The sequence below is a fragment of the Mucilaginibacter oryzae genome (genome assembly GCF_003148845.1).
Classification (GTDB): domain Bacteria; phylum Bacteroidota; class Bacteroidia; order Sphingobacteriales; family Sphingobacteriaceae; genus Mucilaginibacter; species Mucilaginibacter oryzae.
Genome location: NZ_QGHA01000002.1, coordinates 697,566 through 717,808 on the forward strand (window position 1 = coordinate 697,566; position 20,243 = coordinate 717,808).

General features: G+C 44.7%; 17 protein-coding genes. 13 read left to right on the forward strand and 4 right to left on the reverse strand.

Annotation, left to right across the window (positions count from 1 at the left end; translation table 11 throughout):
* The first annotated feature begins 175 nt into the window (after nt 1-175).
* The gene (locus tag LX99_RS08290) at nt 176-883 is read left to right on the forward strand and encodes a DUF92 domain-containing protein (RefSeq protein ID WP_022833014.1); all 708 of its coding nucleotides are present in this window, start codon (nt 176-178) and stop codon (nt 881-883) included.
* A gap of 4 nt (nt 884-887) precedes the next feature.
* Complete coding sequence (locus LX99_RS08295; RefSeq protein WP_109607423.1) at nt 888-1,661, forward strand: M90 family metallopeptidase; 774 nt, start codon at nt 888-890, stop codon at nt 1,659-1,661.
* An 18-nt stretch (nt 1,662-1,679) separates the two neighbouring features.
* Here LX99_RS08295 and LX99_RS08300 read toward each other — a convergent pair whose 3' ends face one another.
* Nucleotides 1,680-2,489, reverse strand: coding sequence for an MBL fold metallo-hydrolase (locus LX99_RS08300; RefSeq protein WP_109607424.1), 810 nt, complete (start codon nt 2,487-2,489; stop codon nt 1,680-1,682).
* A 99-nt stretch (nt 2,490-2,588) separates the two neighbouring features.
* On the opposite strand from LX99_RS08300, the gene LX99_RS08305 reads away from it, so the two are divergent.
* Entirely contained in the window at nt 2,589-3,248 is a 660-nt protein-coding gene (locus LX99_RS08305; protein ID WP_109607425.1) for a YceH family protein, read from the forward strand.
* 6 nt (nt 3,249-3,254) lie between these two features.
* Here LX99_RS08305 and LX99_RS08310 read toward each other — a convergent pair whose 3' ends face one another.
* Nucleotides 3,255-5,243, reverse strand: coding sequence for an HRDC domain-containing protein (locus tag LX99_RS08310; RefSeq protein WP_109607426.1), 1,989 nt, complete (start codon nt 5,241-5,243; stop codon nt 3,255-3,257).
* Nucleotides 5,244-5,397: 154 nt separating this feature from the next.
* On the opposite strand from LX99_RS08310, the gene LX99_RS08315 reads away from it, so the two are divergent.
* Nucleotides 5,398-6,156, forward strand: coding sequence for a hypothetical protein (locus tag LX99_RS08315; protein ID WP_109607427.1), 759 nt, complete (start codon nt 5,398-5,400; stop codon nt 6,154-6,156).
* A gap of 161 nt (nt 6,157-6,317) precedes the next feature.
* Entirely contained in the window at nt 6,318-8,855 is a 2,538-nt protein-coding gene (mgtA, locus tag LX99_RS08320) for a magnesium-translocating P-type ATPase (RefSeq protein ID WP_109607428.1), read from the forward strand.
* 60 nt (nt 8,856-8,915) lie between these two features.
* On the opposite strand, the gene LX99_RS08325 is transcribed toward mgtA, so the two are convergent.
* Complete coding sequence (locus tag LX99_RS08325; RefSeq protein WP_109607429.1) at nt 8,916-9,791, reverse strand: universal stress protein; 876 nt, start codon at nt 9,789-9,791, stop codon at nt 8,916-8,918.
* 155 nt (nt 9,792-9,946) lie between these two features.
* On the opposite strand from LX99_RS08325, the gene LX99_RS08330 reads away from it, so the two are divergent.
* From LX99_RS08330 to LX99_RS08340, 3 genes are all read left to right on the forward strand, one after another.
* Entirely contained in the window at nt 9,947-10,777 is an 831-nt protein-coding gene (locus LX99_RS08330) for a universal stress protein (protein WP_170122655.1), read from the forward strand.
* 110 nt (nt 10,778-10,887) lie between these two features.
* Complete coding sequence (locus tag LX99_RS08335; RefSeq protein WP_109607431.1) at nt 10,888-12,225, forward strand: L,D-transpeptidase scaffold domain-containing protein; 1,338 nt, start codon at nt 10,888-10,890, stop codon at nt 12,223-12,225.
* Between the two features lie 23 nt (nt 12,226-12,248).
* Nucleotides 12,249-13,127, forward strand: coding sequence for a universal stress protein (locus LX99_RS08340; protein ID WP_109607432.1), 879 nt, complete (start codon nt 12,249-12,251; stop codon nt 13,125-13,127).
* Between the two features lie 315 nt (nt 13,128-13,442).
* Here the strand turns inward: LX99_RS08340 and LX99_RS08345 are convergent, their stop codons facing one another.
* The gene (locus tag LX99_RS08345; RefSeq protein WP_109607433.1) at nt 13,443-14,303 is read right to left on the reverse strand and encodes a universal stress protein; all 861 of its coding nucleotides are present in this window, start codon (nt 14,301-14,303) and stop codon (nt 13,443-13,445) included.
* A gap of 224 nt (nt 14,304-14,527) precedes the next feature.
* On the opposite strand from LX99_RS08345, the gene LX99_RS08350 reads away from it, so the two are divergent.
* The 5 genes from LX99_RS08350 to LX99_RS08370 all read left to right on the forward strand — a co-directional run bounded on the left by LX99_RS08350 (nt 14,528) and on the right by LX99_RS08370 (nt 20,089).
* Nucleotides 14,528-14,959, forward strand: a complete 432-nt coding sequence (locus tag LX99_RS08350) for an Hsp20/alpha crystallin family protein (protein WP_109607434.1) — start codon at nt 14,528-14,530, stop codon at nt 14,957-14,959.
* A 74-nt stretch (nt 14,960-15,033) separates the two neighbouring features.
* Entirely contained in the window at nt 15,034-15,606 is a 573-nt protein-coding gene (locus LX99_RS08355) for an HdeD family acid-resistance protein (RefSeq protein WP_109607435.1), read from the forward strand.
* A gap of 93 nt (nt 15,607-15,699) precedes the next feature.
* On the forward strand, nt 15,700-16,878 hold the full coding sequence (locus LX99_RS08360; protein WP_109607436.1) for an acetate/propionate family kinase: 1,179 nt from the start codon (nt 15,700-15,702) through the stop codon (nt 16,876-16,878).
* 13 nt (nt 16,879-16,891) lie between these two features.
* A complete protein-coding gene (locus tag LX99_RS08365; RefSeq protein ID WP_245927873.1) occupies nt 16,892-19,276 on the forward strand; it encodes a phosphoketolase family protein in 2,385 nt (794 codons plus the stop codon).
* Nucleotides 19,277-19,504: 228 nt separating this feature from the next.
* Entirely contained in the window at nt 19,505-20,089 is a 585-nt protein-coding gene (locus LX99_RS08370; RefSeq protein WP_109607437.1) for an LOG family protein, read from the forward strand.
* Nucleotides 20,090-20,243: the final 154 nt, after the last annotated feature.

The window sequence follows — 20,243 nt, forward strand, 5'->3', positions numbered from 1 at the left end:
GAAAGTTTAATTTAGCAGCGTTGTTAAGTCGTAAGTCTCAAGTCATAAGTCTTAAGTCCTAAGTCTTGAGTACGAAGTCGAAAATCGCAAGGACGTTTGCTCTGACTTCGAACTACCGACTTAAAACTACTGACTTGAGACTTAAGACTTAAGTCTCCCGACTTAAAAAAATAATATGTGGTTAAGCTACCTGATATTGGCAATGGTTTTACTGGCAGGCATAAGCTACAGTATAGCCGCACGTAAGCTAACCGTAACAGCGGCCTTTACCGGTGCTTTGGTTGCCTGTATGGTTTTTGCAGGGGGCGGTTTTACCGGATTAGCCATGATGACCATTTTTTTTATTTTGGGCTCGGCTGCTACATCGTGGCAGCTTAAAAGCAAACAGCAATTTAATGCCGAAGAAAAGGGCAGGCGTACGGCAGGGCAGGTTTTAGCCAATGCTGGTACAGCGGGTTTTTGCGGACTGATGGTTTTGATGATCCCTTCGCAGGCAGTTTTGTTTCAGCTGATGATGGCCGCGAGCCTGGCATCGGCAGCAGCCGATACCCTTTCATCAGAGCTGGGGATGGTTTACGGTCGCCGGTTTTTTAATATTATTACCTTTAAGGCCGATGCGCGTGGACTTGATGGTGTGATCAGTGCTGAGGGTACTTTGATAGGCATTGGCGGCGCTATGATCATAGCACTTGTTTACGCCTTTGGGCATGGATTAGGCTTTTTCCTGTTGGGAATTGTCTTGGCGGGTACGTTTGGCAATATCACTGATTCGGTTTTGGGGGCGGTTCTGGAGCGTAAAGGTTTCATCGGCAACAATATGGTTAACTTTTTAAACACCTTTGCCGCCGCGATATTCATGTTGTTGTTTTACTTGATTTTTTAAAAAGATGATTCCAGTAGTTCTTGTTATTTTGTTGTTGATCATTGCTTTTTATTCTCTGAAAAAGAAAAAGGGAGCGGATGCCGGATCATCACAACCTATTGATCTTAAACAGCTTTTAAGTACCCACATCGCTTATTATCAAAATCTTGACGAAGAAAATAAAACCTTATTTGAGCAAAAAGTTAAGAAGTTTCTGACCGGAATCACTATTGAAGGCGTGGGTACGGCTGTCGATGACATCGATAAGGTAATGATAGCCTCAAGCGCGGTGATCCCGATATTTGGTTTTAATGATTGGGAGTACCGTAACCTTACCAATGTAATTTTATACCCGGATACCTTTGATGGTGATTTTCAGTTTGAGGGGGAAAACAGGAGCATTTTAGGCATGGTGGGTAGCGGCTATATGAACGGGCAGATGATCCTGTCGCGGGCTGCTTTGTTGAAGGGCTTTGGCAAATCGGCAGGGATGGAGAATACCGCCATTCACGAATTTGTACACCTGCTTGATAAATCGGACGGCGCTACCGATGGTGTGCCCGAAAACCTGCTGGCGCATCAATACGTGTTGCCCTGGGTAAAGATGATTCACCAGGAGATCAACAAGATTGAGCAAGGAAAATCAGATATCAACCCTTATGCTATTACCAACGAAGCCGAGTTTTTAGCCGTGGTTTCCGAATACTTTTTTCAGAAGCCCGGTCAGCTTAAACACAAACATCCTGAATTATACGAGATGCTGAGCCGTATTTTCGCGCAGGATCCCGCGGCGCAATAATTTCCAGACCGATCAAAGTTAAAAATCAAACCCAAGCTGCCCCAAGGGTTCGTGCTGAACTACAGCGGCGCTGATGTGGTAAACCGGCGTTTCCTCGTACCGGGAGGCTATAATAATATCAACGCCGTCTGCGCAGGTTTTAAACAGTTCTTCCACCAGTTTAGGGTCGTTATTGTTTTTAGAAAGGTGGGAAAGCAGCAGGTGTGTCATGTGGGCCGGGCGGTGCGTTGTGAACAGGCTTAAGGCCTGTTTGTTTGATAAATGCCCTTTACCGCCGCGGATACGGCGTTTTAAGTGGTAGGGGTAGCCTCCGTTATCCAGCATATCGTCATCATAATTAGCTTCCAGGAAAGCCGCGTGACACTGGCTGAAATATCGGATCAGCTGGTCGCACACCACACCTAAATCAGTAAATACGCCTACTTTTACATCACCCTGCTGAACCATGAAGCTATGCGGCTCAGCAGCATCATGCATTTTTGGGAAGGAGGTTACTTCCAGTGCCCCGATCTGAATAATTTGAAAAGGGCTGAGGTGATGCACTTTGAAATAGTTGGTACCGCTTAAATACATTAGCGTACCTGGCGTGATATACACCGGCAGATTGTACTTTTTAGCCAATACCGGAATACCGCGGATATGATCTGAATGCTCGTGCGATACAAAAATGGCCTTCACCTTTTGCATGGATAAGCCCAGGCGGGCCATGCGTTTCTCGGTTTCGCGGCAGGATATGCCCACATCAATCAATACTGCCTCCTGATCGTTCCCTACATAATAGCAGTTGCCGTTACTTCCCGAATTTAATGATGTAATGAATAAACCCATGAAGATACAAAGTAAGCAAATATTTGAAATCCTAAAGGTTTTAGCATTTAAAAAACGCTGATTTTTTTTGACCCTATAAAAACCTGCTTATATTTAGCCATGGATTCACCGCAAACTTTACCCGTACTCGACGCCGAAGAACTGCGTGTGCTTGGCACCCTGATGGAAAAGGCCAAAACCACGCCCGATTACTATCCCATGACTCTCAACAGCCTTGTGGCTGCCTGTAACCAGAAAACATCGCGTAAGCCGGTGGTTAATTATGATGATGATACCGTGATCAATGCCCTTAACTCTCTAAAAAAACGCGGATTGATCTCTACAGCTACCGGCGGCTCTATCCGGGCGGTAAAATACAAACACAACTTCGCCATTGTTTACCCGGTGATCCCATCGGAAGTGGCCATTATTTGCCTGCTGATATTACGCGGTCCGCAAACTCCGGGAGAGTTGAATACCAATAGCGGCCGTATGTACGAATTTGAATCGATAGAGGAGGTTCAGGAAGTACTGGATAAACTGGCGGCCGGAGAAGTACCGTATGTGGTGCAGTTACCCAAACGCCCGGGCCAGAAAGAAGTACGTTACGCGCACTTACTTGGCGGCACACCCGAGTTTAACGAGGACGAACCGGAAGTAGAAGTTTCATCAGGCCGCTCATCAACGGCGCTTGAAGCCAGGCTTGCCGCTGTTGAACAGGAGTTGGCCGGTTTAAAAGAAACCGTGGCCAGGTTGATGAGCGAGTTAGGGGTGGAGTAGCCAACTTTAAAACAAACTCACCTGGTCAGCGCCGCCACCCTGCTGTGCCTGCTTATAAGCCCTGATCATGCCAATAAGTTCTGCGCCGTATAAGGCGGCCTTTTGCGGGCCTACGCCTTTAACACCGCCGAGGTTTCTCAGCGTGTCGGGCAGTTTTGCGGCTATAGTCTCCAGCGTTTTTTCCGACAGTACCATGTTGGGCATAATTTTTTGTTTGGTGGCTGTTTGCTCCCGCCAGGTCAGCATCTGTTCATATAACTCTTCGTTAGCTTTGGCGTTCAGCGCCTTAAGACAAGAGGACGCATTGGTGCCGGGCTTGTTTCTTGATAGTTCAAGGTAACTATCTGTAGAGAAAGGATGTTGCGCGAAATATTCCAGCAGGTTAATGCGGTGCATCAGCCAGTTGATAAGCTTATCTGCCTTCCCTGCTTTTTCTTTCGATTCGCCAATGATACCGGGTAAGTGGCGGTGCAGGTTTTCGGTTGCTGATTTAAGTTTATCAAGGAAATAAGCTGCTGCCTGCTGGCTGCGTTCGGCTTTTAATTGCCGGTTAAACTTTTCGCCAACATCTATAATATCGTTTTCCAGGTTGGGGATGATACTTTCAAATCCTTTGGAGCTTACACGTAACTGGTTAAAGTTGAATAAGCTGCTCAGTAAAAATATCCGGTATAACTCCTTATCCCGCTCAAGGGTTTGATTGTCTGGTTTGATAGCTGCGGACTGTTCATTAAAGCGTGCCACCGCCGGATCGCCAATGATGTTATGCGCGCCGATGGGGTTGCGTAAAACCAAACCCGATAAACTTCGGCAACGGCTTAAGGCCACGTACGCCTGGCCATGGGTAAAGGCTTCGCTTACATCAATAATAGCTTTATCAAATGTTAGGCCCTGACTTTTATGAATGGTGATTGCCCAGGCCAGCTTAAGCGGATGCTGTGCGAAACTACCTGCGTTGGTTTCGCTCATTTCGCCTTCGCTCATCTGGTACTTGATGTTGGTCCATTCTACCGGTTCAACGGCCAGTTCCCGTTCGCTGCCGGTAGTTACAAATACGGTATTGCCTTCTATACGGCTTACCGAGCCGATTTTGCCGTTGTAATATAACTTTTTGGCCGAGCCGTCATTTTTTACAAACATCACCTGCGCGCCAATTTTAAGTTTCAAACTGGTTTCGGTTGGGTAGGCTTCTTTTGGAAATTCGCCCCTGATGGTGGCTGCAAATTCAAATTCGGCGCCGGGCAACGCGTCCAGGTATTCGGTATTTATTTGCTGGGCTATGTTGTTGTGTGTAGTAAGGGTAATGTACGGGTCATCAACTGTCGGCTTAAAACCGGGCAGGTAACGGGCATTCAACAAATCCAAACTTGCCTGGCTTATATTTTGGTTACGCACCTCATTCAATATATCTACAAAGGCCTGTTCTTTTTGCCTGTAAACATGGTCAAGCTCAATACGCACAAAGGCGGTTTTTTGCAGCACATGGCTGCTGAAAAAATATGGTGTGGCGTAATAAGGCCTTAATATGCCCCATTCATCATCCCGCACAATGGGGCTTAGCTGTGAAAGATCGCCGATTAATAAAAGCTGCGTACCGCCAAAGGCGTAGGGCGACTTTTTTAAATTACGCAGGATGAGATCAAGCTGATCCAGCACATCGGGACGCACCATACTGATCTCGTCGATGATCAGGAGTTCTAAGGCCGTAAGAAGCTCCTTTTTCTCATCATTATAACTTGCCTCGGGGTGAGTGCTGCCGCCGGGAACCACCGGACCGAAAGGGATCTGGAAGAGTGAGTGGATGGTCATACCGCCCGCGTTAATTGCCGCCACACCGGTGGGAGCTACAACAGCCAGCTTTTTTTTAGAGGTTTGCCTCAAATTTTGCAAAAAGGTTGTTTTACCTGTACCTGCCTTACCCGTCAGGAAAACTACTGTGTTGGTATGTTCCAGATAATCGGAAGCCAGTTTCATGGCTGGATTTAGTTCACTCATCTTACCTGCAATAATACAAGTATCGGTTTAAAGTTTGCCTTAAGTTGTTGCCTCGTCACATTTTTTATAAGCCGGGATCAACTACAATTTTGCTCCAGATTGGTACAATAGTTTAGCGCGGATAAAATTTGCAATGTTTTAAAGCTCAATATCGATGAAATATGTATACATGCTGATCCTTACCTTCAGCGTTCTGCAGGTTAAAGCACAGGATAATTACGAAATTCAGGTTTATGGCTCAGAAACGGTTGAAAAACAGAAAACCATGTTTGAGCTTCACAGTAACTATACCATAAACGGAAGCAAAACAGAAAATAACGGCGTGTTACCCACCAACCATGTTGAACACGAAACGGTTGAGATTACCCATGGCTGGACAAGCTGGTTTGAAACCGGCTTTTACTTTTTTAATTCAATAGGTAGTTTTGGCCGCACCGCCTATGTAGGCTCTCACATCAGGCCGAGGGTTGCAGTGCCCCAAAGCTGGAACTGGCCGGTAGGCGTAAGCATTTCTACCGAGTTTGGTTTTCAAAAAGCCGCATTTTCTGCCAACACGTCCACTCTGGAAATCAGGCCGATCGTTGATAAAAAATGGAACAAACTTTATTTATCCGTTAACCCAACGCTCGAAAAAAGTTTTAAAGGGCCAGATCAGAACCGTGGCTTCACCTTTTCACCAAACGTAAAGGGCAGCTATGATTTAACCAAAGCCGTTGCGCTTGGCCTGGAATATTATGGCAGTACGGGCCCTTTCTTTCATTATGACCCCTTCAAGCAGCAGGACCACCAACTGTTTGTTGCCACTGATTTGAACGTTGACCCTGAATGGGAGTTTAATGGTGGACTGGGGTATGGTTTTACCTCTAATGCCGACAGGGCTATTGTTAAGATCATAGTAGGTCGCAGGTTTTAGCAAATCATTATATTTCAAATCATTATCCCTGTAACTTTATCTGCTTAAAACCCAAAATAATGATGCAGATCATTTACTGTATTGATACAGAGCAATAAAATACCCGGCAATATAGGCTTAATTTGAAGGGTACTTCGCAAATCCCTCTTCGGCCCAAAAAAATGGAACAAAAAAATAATCAATTAGATAACTTCTGGCGGCTTACGGTAAGTGATGCCCTGAACTTGCTTCAAACGGAAGCTACAGGGCTCAGTTCGGCACAAGCTGATGAAAGGCTTAAACAATATGGTGCCAATACGCTAAAAAAAGCGGGCAGATTCAATAATCTGCTTTTATTGCTTTCTCAATTTAAAAGCCCGGTTACTTTGTTGCTGATCGCGGCTGCACTATTATCGGCCGGTTTAGGCGATACCGCAGATACACTAATCATCATAGGCATAGTTTTGATTAGCAGTGTGCTGGGTTTTTGGCAGGAGAAGGGAGCGGCAGGCGCAGTTAACGAACTATTGAAAATAGTTCAATTGCATTGCACCGTGTTGCGGGATGGTACAAAAGCGGAGCTTGAGGTAACCAAAGTGGTTCCGGGGGATATTATTTGTCTGTCGGCCGGGGATATCGTTCCTGCCGATTGCCTGCTCATCGAATCAGAATCCCTGTTTGTTGACGAAGCCGCTTTTACCGGTGAAACTTATCCTGTTGAAAAAAATACCGGTGTTGTGCCCGCATCCACTTCCCTGGCAAAGCGCAGCAATTGTCTTTTTATGGGGTCGAGTATTGTAAGCGGTATCGGGAAGGCGCTTGTTACACAAACCGGAAAAAACACCGAATTCGGCAAAATATCAAACGACCTGTTATTGAAGGCTCCCGAAACTGACTTTGAAAAGGGGATCAGGAAGTTTGGGTATTTATTAATGGAAATTACGCTTGTATTGGTATTGGTTATTTTCGCGATAAATGTTTTGCTGCATAAACCCGTGCTCGATTCGTTTTTGTTTTCGCTCGCCCTGGCTGTTGGGCTTACCCCGCAACTTTTACCTGCAATTATAACGGTTAACCTCTCGTCTGGTGCGCGGAGGATGGCTAAACAACAGGTAATTGTAAAGCGCCTCAGCGCCATAGAAAATTTTGGCAGCATGAACATACTATGCTCTGATAAAACAGGTACCATTACCGAGGGCAAAGTTAATTTAAAAGATACCCTTGATTTTAAGGGCGAGAGCAACGATAAGGTTTTTACATATGCCTGGCTTAATGCCAGATCGCAGCAGGGCTTTGCCAATCCTATAGATGTTGCGATCTGCGCGGCCGCCAACCGGCAGGAAGAGGCGGAAGCATTTTCTGTAATTAAAGAGATTCCGTATGATTTTATCCGCAAGCGGCTAACTGTACTGCTTAAAACCCCTGCGTCCAATCTGGCAATAACCAAAGGCGCCTTAAGCGTAATTATTGATATCTGTAACCGGGTTGAGGTATCTGAAGGTGTTGTTGAAGATATCGGCAACCGTAAGCAGGCTATTTTAGATATTTATCACCAATTAAGCGATTCGGGGCTTAGAACGCTCGGGGTTGCCTATAAGGAAGTGGCTGATGATCGTGCTTTTACGAGGGATAGCGAAAATAATATGGTATTTATTGGATTTGTAACCCTGTTTGATCCGCCCCGGGCGGGTATGCCGCAAACAATTGAAAGGCTGAAGAACCTGGGTATCAAGTTGAAAATAATCACCGGGGATAATGCGCCTGTAGCCAGGAACCTTGCGCAGCAAATCTGCTTTCAATCTGCCCGGATCCTTACGGGGCAGCAAATTCGAAATATGAGTAATGCCGCGCTCAGGCATAGCGCTCCGCTTACGGATATCTTCGCGGAGGTTGAACCCAATCAAAAGGAGCGCATCATCAGCGTTTTGAAAAAGGCGGGCAATGTTGTTGGTTTTATGGGCGACGGCATTAATGACGCGCCTGCCCTGCACGCCGCAGACGTGGGTATTTCGGTGAACTCGGCCGTAGATGTGGCCAAGGAGGCTGCCGATATCGTACTGTTAAACCAGGATTTCAATGTTTTGATCAACGGCGTTATTGAAGGACGTAAAACTTTTACCAATACCATGAAATATATTTTCATGGCTACCAGCGCAAATTTCGGCAATATGTTCAGTATGGCGGGTGCATCGTTGTTTCTGCCGTTTTTGCCCTTATTACCTAAGCAAATATTACTCACCAACCTGCTAACCGACTTCCCGGAAATGACTATTTCCTCAGATAAAGTAGATGACATCAATCTTAAAACCCCGCAACGATGGAACCTCCGCTTTATTCAGCGCTTCATGATCGTGTTCGGTTTACTGAGTTCTGTTTTTGACTATCTCACTTTCGCGGTGCTTATTTTTGTATTGCATGCCAACGAGCAGGTTTTTCAAACAGGTTGGTTTACCGAATCGGTTATTTCGGCTGTTTTAATAGTTTTGGTAGTTCGTACACGCCTGTCATTTTTTAAAAGCCTGCCTGGTAAATACCTGTCGTTGGTAACTATCATTATCCTGCTGCTTGTGTTGGCTGTTCCACTCACGCCTTTTGCCGGTACCTTCGGTTTTACAACTTTATCGTGGAGGTACTACTTGTTAATGCTCGGAACAGTTATCGCTTATATCTTATCAGCAGAAGTTGTTAAACATTGGTTTTATAAGCGGTTTTTAAAATGAATTAATCATCAAACAGGCCCGTTCCGAGCGGCACACAAGTTTATTAGCCAAAGTTTTTGGTTAACTTGTATGGGTGTTAAATATTAATAAGGGGATATTGATGTTTTTACTCATTTGATGGGTGTGGCTGCCTTTAAATAAGCGTTTAATAAACCCGAAATGGTGGTGCACCATCACCAGCATATCCAGGCGCTCTTCGGCGCAAAGCCTTGTAAGTCCGTCTTCAATTTGTTTGCATCTTAAAATCCTTGTATTGAGCATGTTATTATGGTTTTTCAATGCCATGGTGTTTAGTATTTCCTGCATAAACTGCTCATTAATAACATGGTAATTATCCTTATTGTCAATGGTTGTGAGCAGGATCTCGGCATCAAGTGGCCGGATCAGTTTATTTAACAGTGACAGCGCCTCAATGTCATCTTTTACAGAAGTCAGGTCGGTTGCAAAAGCTATCCGTTTGATATGATCGAAAACCGCGGCCGGAGGGATCAGTAATAACGGCAGGTTAATGTTATCAATCATGCGCTTTATCTGGTTGCCTTGCAAAACCGTGGTTAATCCGTCTTTATCGTGCATGCCCGCTACAACCACAGCAACATCATTTGCAGATGACAGTAATTTTATAACGCTGCACAAGTCTCCGAAAGAGCTGTTAACAGTAATCCGGGTATCAAATCCGTCGTGGGTATTTAAAGTTTCCTGCCAGGTTTCCAATTGGCTTTTCAAAAGTGTGAGCATGGCGGTGCTTTCCTCGTTCAGCATTTCATATTCTTCAAACGGCCAGGCAATGGTGTACGGGCTTGGTATTTCGGCAGGCATAATATAAGCGTTGCACAATAGCAAATCTGCCTTTAAGCTCATGGCAAGTTTTAGTGCAAAGTGTGCGGCGTGCGTTGCGTTTGGCGAGAAATCGGTAAGGGCTATAACAGTTTTCATGATGAGCTGATTTAATGATTATAAAATTGCTGTTTAAGGTAAATAAACAGCATGATAAAAATCACATAAATAACTGATAATCATCAGTGAATAAAATTTACGCTATGCTTTATTTTGCTGTTGTTACCCAGTTATTAACCTAAAAAAACATGATTATGAAAACGATCCTGGTAATTGACGATGGCTCAGCATCAGCACAGCACGCAGCACATTTTGCGCTTGACCTTGCACTTCAGGTGGAGGCAGACCTGGTTTTGGCACGTGTTTGTGCTTTAAAGCAACCTGCGGTTTTTAAACAATATCAACTGGCAGGCCGGAGTACAACTGAATTTCATACCTATAAATCGCGGCGGAGCCTTTTTGAAGAATTGAAAGGGAAATCGGCGGAAAAAGGCGGTTTTATGCCCCTGATCAGCGAGCTTGACGCGATGTTTGATACCGAAGCCCGGTTAATTTCTTATATCAACCAAAACAACACCTGGTTGCTGATGAAAGGGGTAACGGAATTTAAATCAATAAGCAACAACGTAAAAATCCATGCTATTTTAAACAGAATAGCCTGCCCGCTGATGCTTATCCCCGAAAAATATGAAGGCCTGGGCTTTAAGCATATTATCCATATTGCCGATTTGCGGTATTGTCGTTTAAATGTGCTCAGGTACCTTGCCCAACTGGCCGGGCCCTGTAAAGCCGAGATCTTGCTTGCGCACTTATCGGCAAAGGGGTTGCCCCATATTGAACAAGGTTACGCGCTCACGCTATTTAACGACGAAATAAGTAAACGTGTTAATTATGGGCAATTGTATTTTAACAACACCCGAGAACGGGACGTTACCCGCGCCGTAGATGTTATGGTGCACAACATGAATGCAGATCTGCTGGCCGTTGTTCATCACCGTTTTCATTGCCAGGAATTGATTGCAGAGGGTGCCGACGCCTCGGTGCCGGTTCATATTACCGTTCCGCTGATAGTTTTTCCTTATTGATTCAGAATGGGTTAGCGTGTGGTAGCGTGTTGAGGATCAGCGGAAAATGTGATCGTTATCACTTATTTGGTAGCCGGTTCAACGCAACTTTACGTTATAAAGAAGATGTTATGAAAACAAGTGCAGTTACTCATGCGGCAATTAAAAAAACCTTGGCCTGCCTTTTTGCTTTAAGTGTTTTTACTCCGCTTAGCTGTAAAGCAAATGGCCCGGTAACCTTAAATGGCGATACTTCGGTGAAGGCGGAGATCACCCGGCAACTGAATGAAAGGGCGGTAAACAGCTTGTTGTATTTCCCGTTATCAACAAAGCGCTTTTACGCTAAACGTAGTTATGCCCCCATCTGGACCTTGCAGCAAAAAGACCAGAATAAAACCTGGGCTGCCATGCTGCTGGTTGATTGTGTATTGCAGTTTGGTTTAAGACATGAAGATTACCACCCTGAAGAACTAAAGTATCCGCTGCTGCATAAAATACTTGAACAGCCCGAAAAAATAAGCAGCCGACAAAAGGCCCGTTTTGAAATATTGCTTACCGACGCCATGCTGAATTTTATCAATAACGTTCATTTCGGCAAGTTAAACCCTTATTATCCACCCTCAAAAACTGACAGAGAAACGGTGAAGAGCTTTAACGCCACTGATGTTTTAGCTAACGCGCTTAATCAGCCTGCTTTTATGGACGCTGTACTAAAAGCGCAGCCTGCCAATGCCGATTACAAGGCGCTTCAATATCAATTACACCTGATTAAAGGTGTTTATGAAGGCGACTGCTATGAAACACCGGAAGCTGACGTAAGAAAAATAGCCGTGAATATGGAGCGCTTACGCTGGGCCGAATTAAATGACAGCACCTATATCCAGATCAACATCCCAACCTATTCATTAAAACTGGCCACGCGGGATACAACTTTTCACTTTAAAGTGATGGTAGGGAAGCGCAGCACGCCTACGCCGATAATGGTTGGCCTGCTCCGGGATTTTGCCACTTCGGCACGGCCGGTGGTAGCGGAAAAAGGCAGCCCGGATAAGTTTAATTCCGGGGATGTATCTTCTAAACCGACTGCAGGTAATAAGGATGGCAACATATACCTTATGCCCGGTAATAAAGCGGGTATTGAATTGCTGGGCGTATCAAACAAAAATCTATTCAACAAACGTGAAAGAGCGCTGACTGACGGTGCGATAAAAATTGAGCGCAGTGAGGAACTTGCAAAACAATTGCTGAAAACAGGCGATAGCGAAAGTGATATTAAAGCTGTGCGCCGTGCCCTGATCAACCATGATGTTAGGGTTTTTGGTTTGAAAAAGCCCATCCCCCTGAGCGTCACTTATATTACAGCCGCTATTGTAAACGGGCAGCTTGTTAAATACAACGACGTTTACCATTTGGATAGCCGCATAGAAAATATGCTTTATAATATTAAGCCTAACAGTAAAACCAAATAACGGTGTATTAAAATCAATCAGTTATGAAAACCATCCTGGTACCAACAGATTTTTCGGCAACCGCCAATAACGCGGCGAGCTACGCGGCAAATTTTGCAAAAAATATTCGCGCGGGGATAACCTTGTGCCATGCCATTAAGGTGCCGTCGGAGGCGCCAATGGCCGCCCAGGTGGCGTGGCCGCTGGAAGATTATACTTCATTAAAAGTAGAAACCGATCGGGAGCTTCGCAGTCTGTCGGCAAGCCTGTACCATGAAGCGGGAATTGAGCAAACAAGCTCCGGCCACGAATTTATCAATACCAGCAGCGCTACCGGCGAGGTAATGGATATGATAAGAAACACAGTTGAAGAGCGAAAATGTGTCATGGTAGTAATGGGGATGTCAGGGGCGGGGGCTGTAAACAGGTTCTTTTTAGGGAGTAATACCCGGGATGTGATCAATAAGGCAACCTTCCCATTACTGCTGATCCCGGCGGGGGTAGGTTTTCATCCCATCACCAAAATAGCTTTCGCTACCGATCTGGACAGCGGCGATATCCAACTGATTTACTCGGCCGCAAGCCTGGCCAATTATTTTAACGCCGAATTGCTGATAGCCCACATTACCGACGAGCAGTTTGAAGAGGCTGATGATAAACAAAAAGCCGATGATTTTTTAAAGGATGTAACCTGCAAAGCCAATTACCCTAAAATTTACTACAGGCACATCAAAAGTAAGGATGTGATGCACGGCCTGGACTGGCTGTGCCAACATACAGCAATTGATATGCTGGTAATGGTGCACCGAAGGGCTAATCCCATTGAACGGTTATTTGGCATTAGCTACACGCAAAAACTCTCTCATCATATTCATATACCCCTGCTGGTGTTGCCGGAAAAATTAGCTCCTGTACACTTTTAATAAAGCCTATAATTTTAACAATCCTTAACCCGGTTTACCCAACTTAAATCTGTTGCGTAAACCGGGTTAATTGTATGGCATAAATGCGGAGATCGCTTTTGATTCGTCACAAAATTACCCGTATATATTGATTTGAATTTCAAACTAATTATCATGAATTACCGAATTACACGAATGCTGCCATAACAGAAAAATGACCATTCGTTTAATTATGTCCGACTTAAAACATCCCCCGGCCAGATCAAAGAAAAAGAGGCTGATCATTTTGATGATACAGCCTCTTTTATTGAAAAAAGGTATTGGGCTTTTAAATATTTATAAAACAGTAGGGAATATAAACAACGGTAGTTTTAAATCAGTAAGGGCATCCTTAGTTGTACTGTGTTCAAAAATGCGCCGTAAAAATGAATGCTGGTGATGAACCACAGCCAATATGTCCGGTTTTTCTTCGGCGCAATACAGGTGCAGCCTGTCGGCAACATCGTGCCCGCCAATATCTTTGAAAGAGATCTTATCATATCCAAACCTGGCGATGTGCTTTTGGAAAGCAGCTTCTTTTTCAATTTGTTGCGCCTTGTCTTTAACCGGTTGGTTTACGTGTACAACTTCGATGTTAAAATGAAATGTTTTGCCAAGGTTTATCAGGTAGTGCAGGGCCTGGATATCAGGTTCATCAAAAGTTGTTGCAAATACCACATTTTTAATGTCGCCCAAAGTTTTATTGGCCGGTATGATCAATACGGGCTTGTGGGCATGCTGTAATATAGTGTTGGTTTCACTCCCAAAAAACAGATGATCAATAGCGGTACCTGATGGCGTACCCATGATAATAAACTCTATCTGGTTTTCATCAATGGCCTGTTTAAGATTGTCTTCCAGGTTGCCATCGCCGCTCAGGGCTTTAAGTGTTGGCTGGCGGTCGTTTTTATCAATGCTGTCGACAATGTATTGAAGTCCCTTTAGCTGGTGATCAAGGTTTTTCTTTGTTTCTGTTGTGGTTAAAAAGAACTCCTCATTAACGTACGGGCCGCCTGAAAAGGTGGATGCTACCGCCATCGTTTCATAATTATGGTACAATAGTACATTGGCGTGTATTTTACCCGCCAGCAGCACCGCGGCGTTGGCGGCGTTTACTGAATTATCAGAAAAATCGGTAAGTGCGAAAATCGTTTTCATGATGATAATGTTTTAATGTTATGTTATCGACTTTGTTATACAAATGTTCGCATAATCAGCCGGGGCGCAAATGACTGTAGTCACCCGGAATACTGACATTGGGCACCTGCTGCCGGTAGCTTGTAATGATTTGATGCTCAAGGTCATTTAACTACATGACGGCGGTCATGTAGAGTTGATTGGTTTGTTCACAACTTTGGGTTATAAACTTAATACATACAGCTATGTCAACATTGGTAAAATCAAACAGCACACCTTCATTGCGTTCAATGATGGAAGATTTTCGGAACAACGACAGGTTTTTTACACGTCCTTTTTTCAACAAGGAATTGCTACCTGCGGTAAACATCCGCGATACTGATGACAATTACGAGTTGGAAGTGGCCGCGCCGGGGTTTAAGAAAGATGATTTTAATATCAGTACCGAAAATGGCCTGCTAACCATAAGCGCCGAAACCAGCGAAGAGCACAACGAGGAAAAGAAGAATTATACCCGTAAGGAATTTACTAAAACTTCGTTTACCCGCAGCTTTCGTTTGCCGGATAACGTGGATGAAGACAATATCAAGGCAAATTACAACGACGGCTTACTAACTATTGAGGTGCGCAAAACTACGCCGGATAAAGCAGCCAAAAAGAAGATTAACATTGACTGATCAAATACGTTGCGCCTGTGCCTCGCTGCACGGGTGCAACTTTTATCTGAATGAAGCCTTAAAAAAATCAAGCGATGGAAAATGTAATTGATAAAAGAACGATAATCCCTTCAAGATATTGGGTGTTGATGCTGCTTTCGGGGATATTACTCTCGGTGTTAGGTGTATGGATCATTTTATCCCCGCTGCAATCCTACCTTTCGCTCAGCCTCACGTTTGCTATTGGCATGATAGCAACAGGATTTTTCGAAACTGCTGTATCTGTAATGAGTACCAGGCATATTGAGCGCTGGGGATGGCTCCTGGCAAGCGGGCTTATTGATATCGCTATCGGGAGTTACCTGTTTAGTTATCCTGCCATAACCATGATGCTGCTACCCGTAATTGTAGGTTTCTGGCTGCTGGTTAGGGGGATAATGGGAATTGGAAGCGCCATCGATATGCGCGCTTACGGCATTTCAAACTGGGGTTGGATCCTGTTTAACAGCCTCGTTGTCGTTTTCTTCTCGGTAGGCATATTGGCTTATCCCGCCTTTGGCATCGCAAATCTGATTATCTGGACCGGACTTGCTTTTTTTGGTGCCGGAATATTCAGGGTAGTGATTTCAATTAAGATCAAAGAACTAAGCCATCGCATAGGCGGATAAAAAGTAAAATAACCGGGATGAGAAACAAATAGAGGTTCTGCTGCTTTAACTATCAGGCTTTCAAAGTTTTTATTTCTTTTAAAAATCTGAAAAATGAATACAGCTACGGCTAAATTACTTGCAATTAACGCGGGTTCGTCAAGTATAAAATTCTCTTTGTTTAGCCTGGCTGCTAAAATTCAAAAGATAGGCGAGGGGCGGATAAGCCGGATCGGTTTGCCCGGAATGTTGTTTGAATTTACGGAGAACAGGCTTTCACAAACTGAACCGCTCCCGGATGAAGTTACTGATTATGCATCGGCGATAAACTTTGTGGTTGATTGGCTGGGGAACCACCCGTTATTTTCTCAGTTTACGGTGATAGCGCACAGGATGGTACATGGTATGCCGAATTGCGCGCCAGCTATTGTTAACAATAGTTTGTTATCCAGGTTAAAAAAGGAAGCGGGGGATGATCCAGAACATCTTCCAAATGAAATTAAGCTCATCGAAGCTTTTGCATCCCGCTACAGGCAGGTAAACCAATATGTTTGCTTCGATTCCTACTTCCACCAGGATATGCCAACGGTAGCGAGCCTGCTGCCTTTACCAAGGCGTTTTACGCAATCCGGCATCAGGCGTTACGGTTTCCACGGCCTCTCTTACCAATATATTATGCAAAGGTTAACATCCTTTGGTAAGGCCGACGGCAAAATTATCATAGCGCACCTGGGGAATGGTTCGAGCCTGGCGGCTGTAAAAGATGGTAAAAGCGTGGATACCACTATGGGTTTTACACCGGCATCCGGATTGCCGATGAGCACCAGGTCGGGAGATATTGATCCGGGAGTAGCCTGGCATATTTTGAAGCATGAGGGATTTAATGCCGATGAGTTGATCCGGATGCTAAACCACGAATCCGGGCTTTTGGGTATTTCAGGAAGCAGCGGAGATATGCACGATTTACTTTCAAAATATGCAACCGACCGATTCGCGGCGGAAGCTGTAGATCTTTTTTGTTATTATGTTAAAAAGAGCATAGGTGCGTTTACCGCAGCCATGGGCGGCATTGATGTGCTGGTATTTACCGGTGGGATAGGGGAAAACGCCCCCGAAATCCGGAAACAAATATGTACTGGGCTTGAATTTCTGGGCATCAAGCTGGATGATGAATCAAACCAGCAAAACAAAAATAAGATATCTGTTACCGGCGGAAGAGTTAAAACATACGTGTTGCCTACGGATGAAGAGCTGGTGATGGCCGAGATTGTTAAAGAACTGATTAACGTTTAAAGCTGAAAAATAAATGAAAATGATAGCTGATATTACCCAAAACGAACGCGCGCCGCTAACAGAAGATTGTTTGAGGAAACTGGACGCTTACTGGCGTGCGGCTAATTATTTATCAGTCGGCCAGTTGTACCTGTGCGATAACCCGCTTTTGGATGAGCCTTTAAAAATAGAACATATCAAAAAAATGCAATTGGGGCATTGGGGTACCACGCCGGGGCAAAACTTTATATATACCCACCTTAACAGGCTGATCAACCGTTATGATCTCCATATGCTTTATGTTTCGGGCCCCGGACATGGCGGACCGGCAGTTGTTGCCGGTACCTATCTTGAAGGCACTTACAGCGAAATATATCCTGAAGTTACGCAGGACAAAGCAGGGATGAAAAAGCTATTCAAACAGTTTTCGTTTCCGGGCGGTATTTCCAGTCACGCGTCGCCGCAAACACCGGGATCGATGCACGAAGGCGGGGAACTGGGATATTCGCTAAGCCACGCATTCGGTGCCGCGCTCGACAACCCCGACCTGATAGTTGCCTGCGTAGTTGGCGATGGAGAGGCCGAGACCGGGCCGCTTGCAACTGCATGGCACTCCAATAAGTTTTTAAATCCGCTTACTGATGGCGCCGTATTACCGATATTGCACCTCAACGGGTATAAAATATCTAACCCTACCTTGCTGGCCCGTTTACCACATGATGAACTTGAACAGTTATTTCAGGGTTACGGGTATAGCCCGATATTTGTTGAAGGATCAGAGCCCGAACTGATGCACCAGCCTATGGCGGCGGCTTTAGAGCAATCGATCCACTACCTTAAACAAATTAAATACAACGCTAAGGAGCATCCCGGCATCGAAAGGCCGAGATGGCCGATGATCATCCTCCGGTCGCCGAAGGGATGGACCGGCCCTAAGGTTGTTGATGGCAAAAAGATAGAAGGTACATTCCGCTCGCACCAAATCCCGCTTACGGTTTCATCAACCTCTGGTAATCATTTGCAAATGCTTGAAAGCTGGATGAAAAGCTACAGGCCGGAAGAGTTGTTTGATGCAAATGGTACTTTGAATAGGGACATCGCGGAAATTGCCCCGAAAGGTGACAGGCGGATGGGCGCGAATCCGAACGCTAACGGGGGATTATTGCTGAAAGATTTGCGCCTTCCGGATTTCAGGCAATACGCGGTTAGCGTAACGGCTCCGGGCATTGCAGGAGAGGGTGACGTACATGTTTCCGGTCGTTTTCTGCGTGACGTCATCACGCTCAACCCTAAAAATTTTCGCGTTTTCGGACCGGATGAAACGGTTTCAAATAAACTGGAAGCTGTGTTTGAAGTTACCAGCCGCCAATGGAATGCCCGCGTTGAAGCAAACGACGAGTACCTTGCAGCAGCCGGAAGGGTAATGGAAATGCTAAGCGAGCATCAATGCGAAGGTTGGCTGGAGGGTTACCTGCTTACCGGCAGGCATGGGGTATTTAATTGTTATGAAGCATTTATCCACATCGTTGATTCGATGTTTAACCAACACGCCAAATGGCTGAAACTTACCCGCGAAATACCCTGGCGAAGAAAGATAGCTTCATTAAATATTTTACTTACATCTACCGTCTGGCGGCAGGATCACAATGGTTTCACGCACCAGGACCCCGGCTTTATAGACCATGTGATCAACAAGAAATCGGAGATTGTGCGGGTTTATTTACCGCCCGACTCAAATTGCCTTTTATCCGTTATGGATCATTGCCTCCGCAGCAGTCATTACGTAAACGTTATGATCGCCGGGAAACATCCCTCACCACAATGGCTGAATATGAACGACGCCGTTAATCATTGCACAAGAGGGATAGGGATCTGGGATTGGGCGAGTAACGACAAGGATTGCGAACCGGATGTTGTGATGGCCTGCTGCGGGGATGTGCCAACCCTCGAAACTCTTGCCGCGGTATCTATTTTAAGGGAAAACTTGCCTGATTTAAAAATAAGGGTGATTAACGTGGTTGACCTTTTGAAACTCGAAAGAAAATCTGAACACCCTCACGGTTTAACCGATCATGATTTTGATGCCCTGTTTACTACCAATAAGCCTGTAATATTTGCTTTCCATGGTTACCCTTGGCTCATTCACAGACTTACCTACAACCGCGCCAATAATAGCAATATCCATGTAAGGGGATATAAGGAGGAGGGAACTATAACCACTTCTTTTGATATGACTGTGTTAAATGAAATGGACAGGTTTCACCTGGCGATTGACGTTATTGACCGGGTGCATATCCCCGGCAGTAAAGGCGTTTATTTAAAACAAAAACTAATGGACAAGCTAATTGAACATAAACAATTTATCTACACGCACGGCGAGGATATGCCTGAGATCAGGGACTGGCAATGGGAAGGGTAATTTGGATAGTCGGCTGGTAATATCCCTGAAATATTATTTATAGGTACCGAAACTAAGCGATTTTTTGATTTATCCGTTTGTAAGTCTGAAAACAAAAAACGATGTAAATAATTCGTTTATATCGTTTTTTGCTAACTTAAATAATACCCGGGTATGCAGCAATAAATGATTAAGAGATATTAATAAAATCTTAATTTATGCATCATTCAATTTTCATTATAATTGAGCATGAAAGCAATCTGCATTTTCTGTGGCGCCAACTATAATGGCGACCTGGTATTAAAACAATCTATTGATCAATTGGCCGAAGTGATGGTTAGCCGTAACCTAAGCCTGGTTTACGGAGGCGGAAAAGTTGGTGTTATGGGCTTAATTGCAGATGCCGTTTTAAACCGTGGCGGAAAAGCCATTGGCGTTATCCCACAGTTTTTAATGGATAAGGAAGTTGGCCATACCGGTTTAACCGAGTTGCACATTGTTGAAAGCATGCACCAGCGCAAGCAAATGATGAATGATCTGAGCGATGGGGTGATAACATTACCGGGCGGTTTAGGCACCCTCGAAGAATTTTTTGAGGTACTTACCTGGTTACAGCTTGGGCTGCACAACCACCCCATTGGTTTGCTAAACGTTAACGGCTTTTACGATTTGCTGTTGCAGCAACTGGATTTAATGGTTGAGCAGCGCTTTATGAAAAAAGTGAACCGCGATTTGATTATTACTTCGGCCGATGCCATTGAACTGGTAAACCTGATGGATAATTTAAAGCCTGAGCCTGAAGAAGTTTGGTTTAAAGACAAAAATATTACATAGCATGAAAACGCGCCTTTAGTATTTAGGCTTTTTGGCGTTAAAAATATTGAGATCCGTTATATAAAACGTATTAAGACCACCTCTGATGCTAATCTCCCTGAAGTGATACACCTCCTGATCCGGTAGCTGTTGCTTAAAACAAAACAGCCCGCAT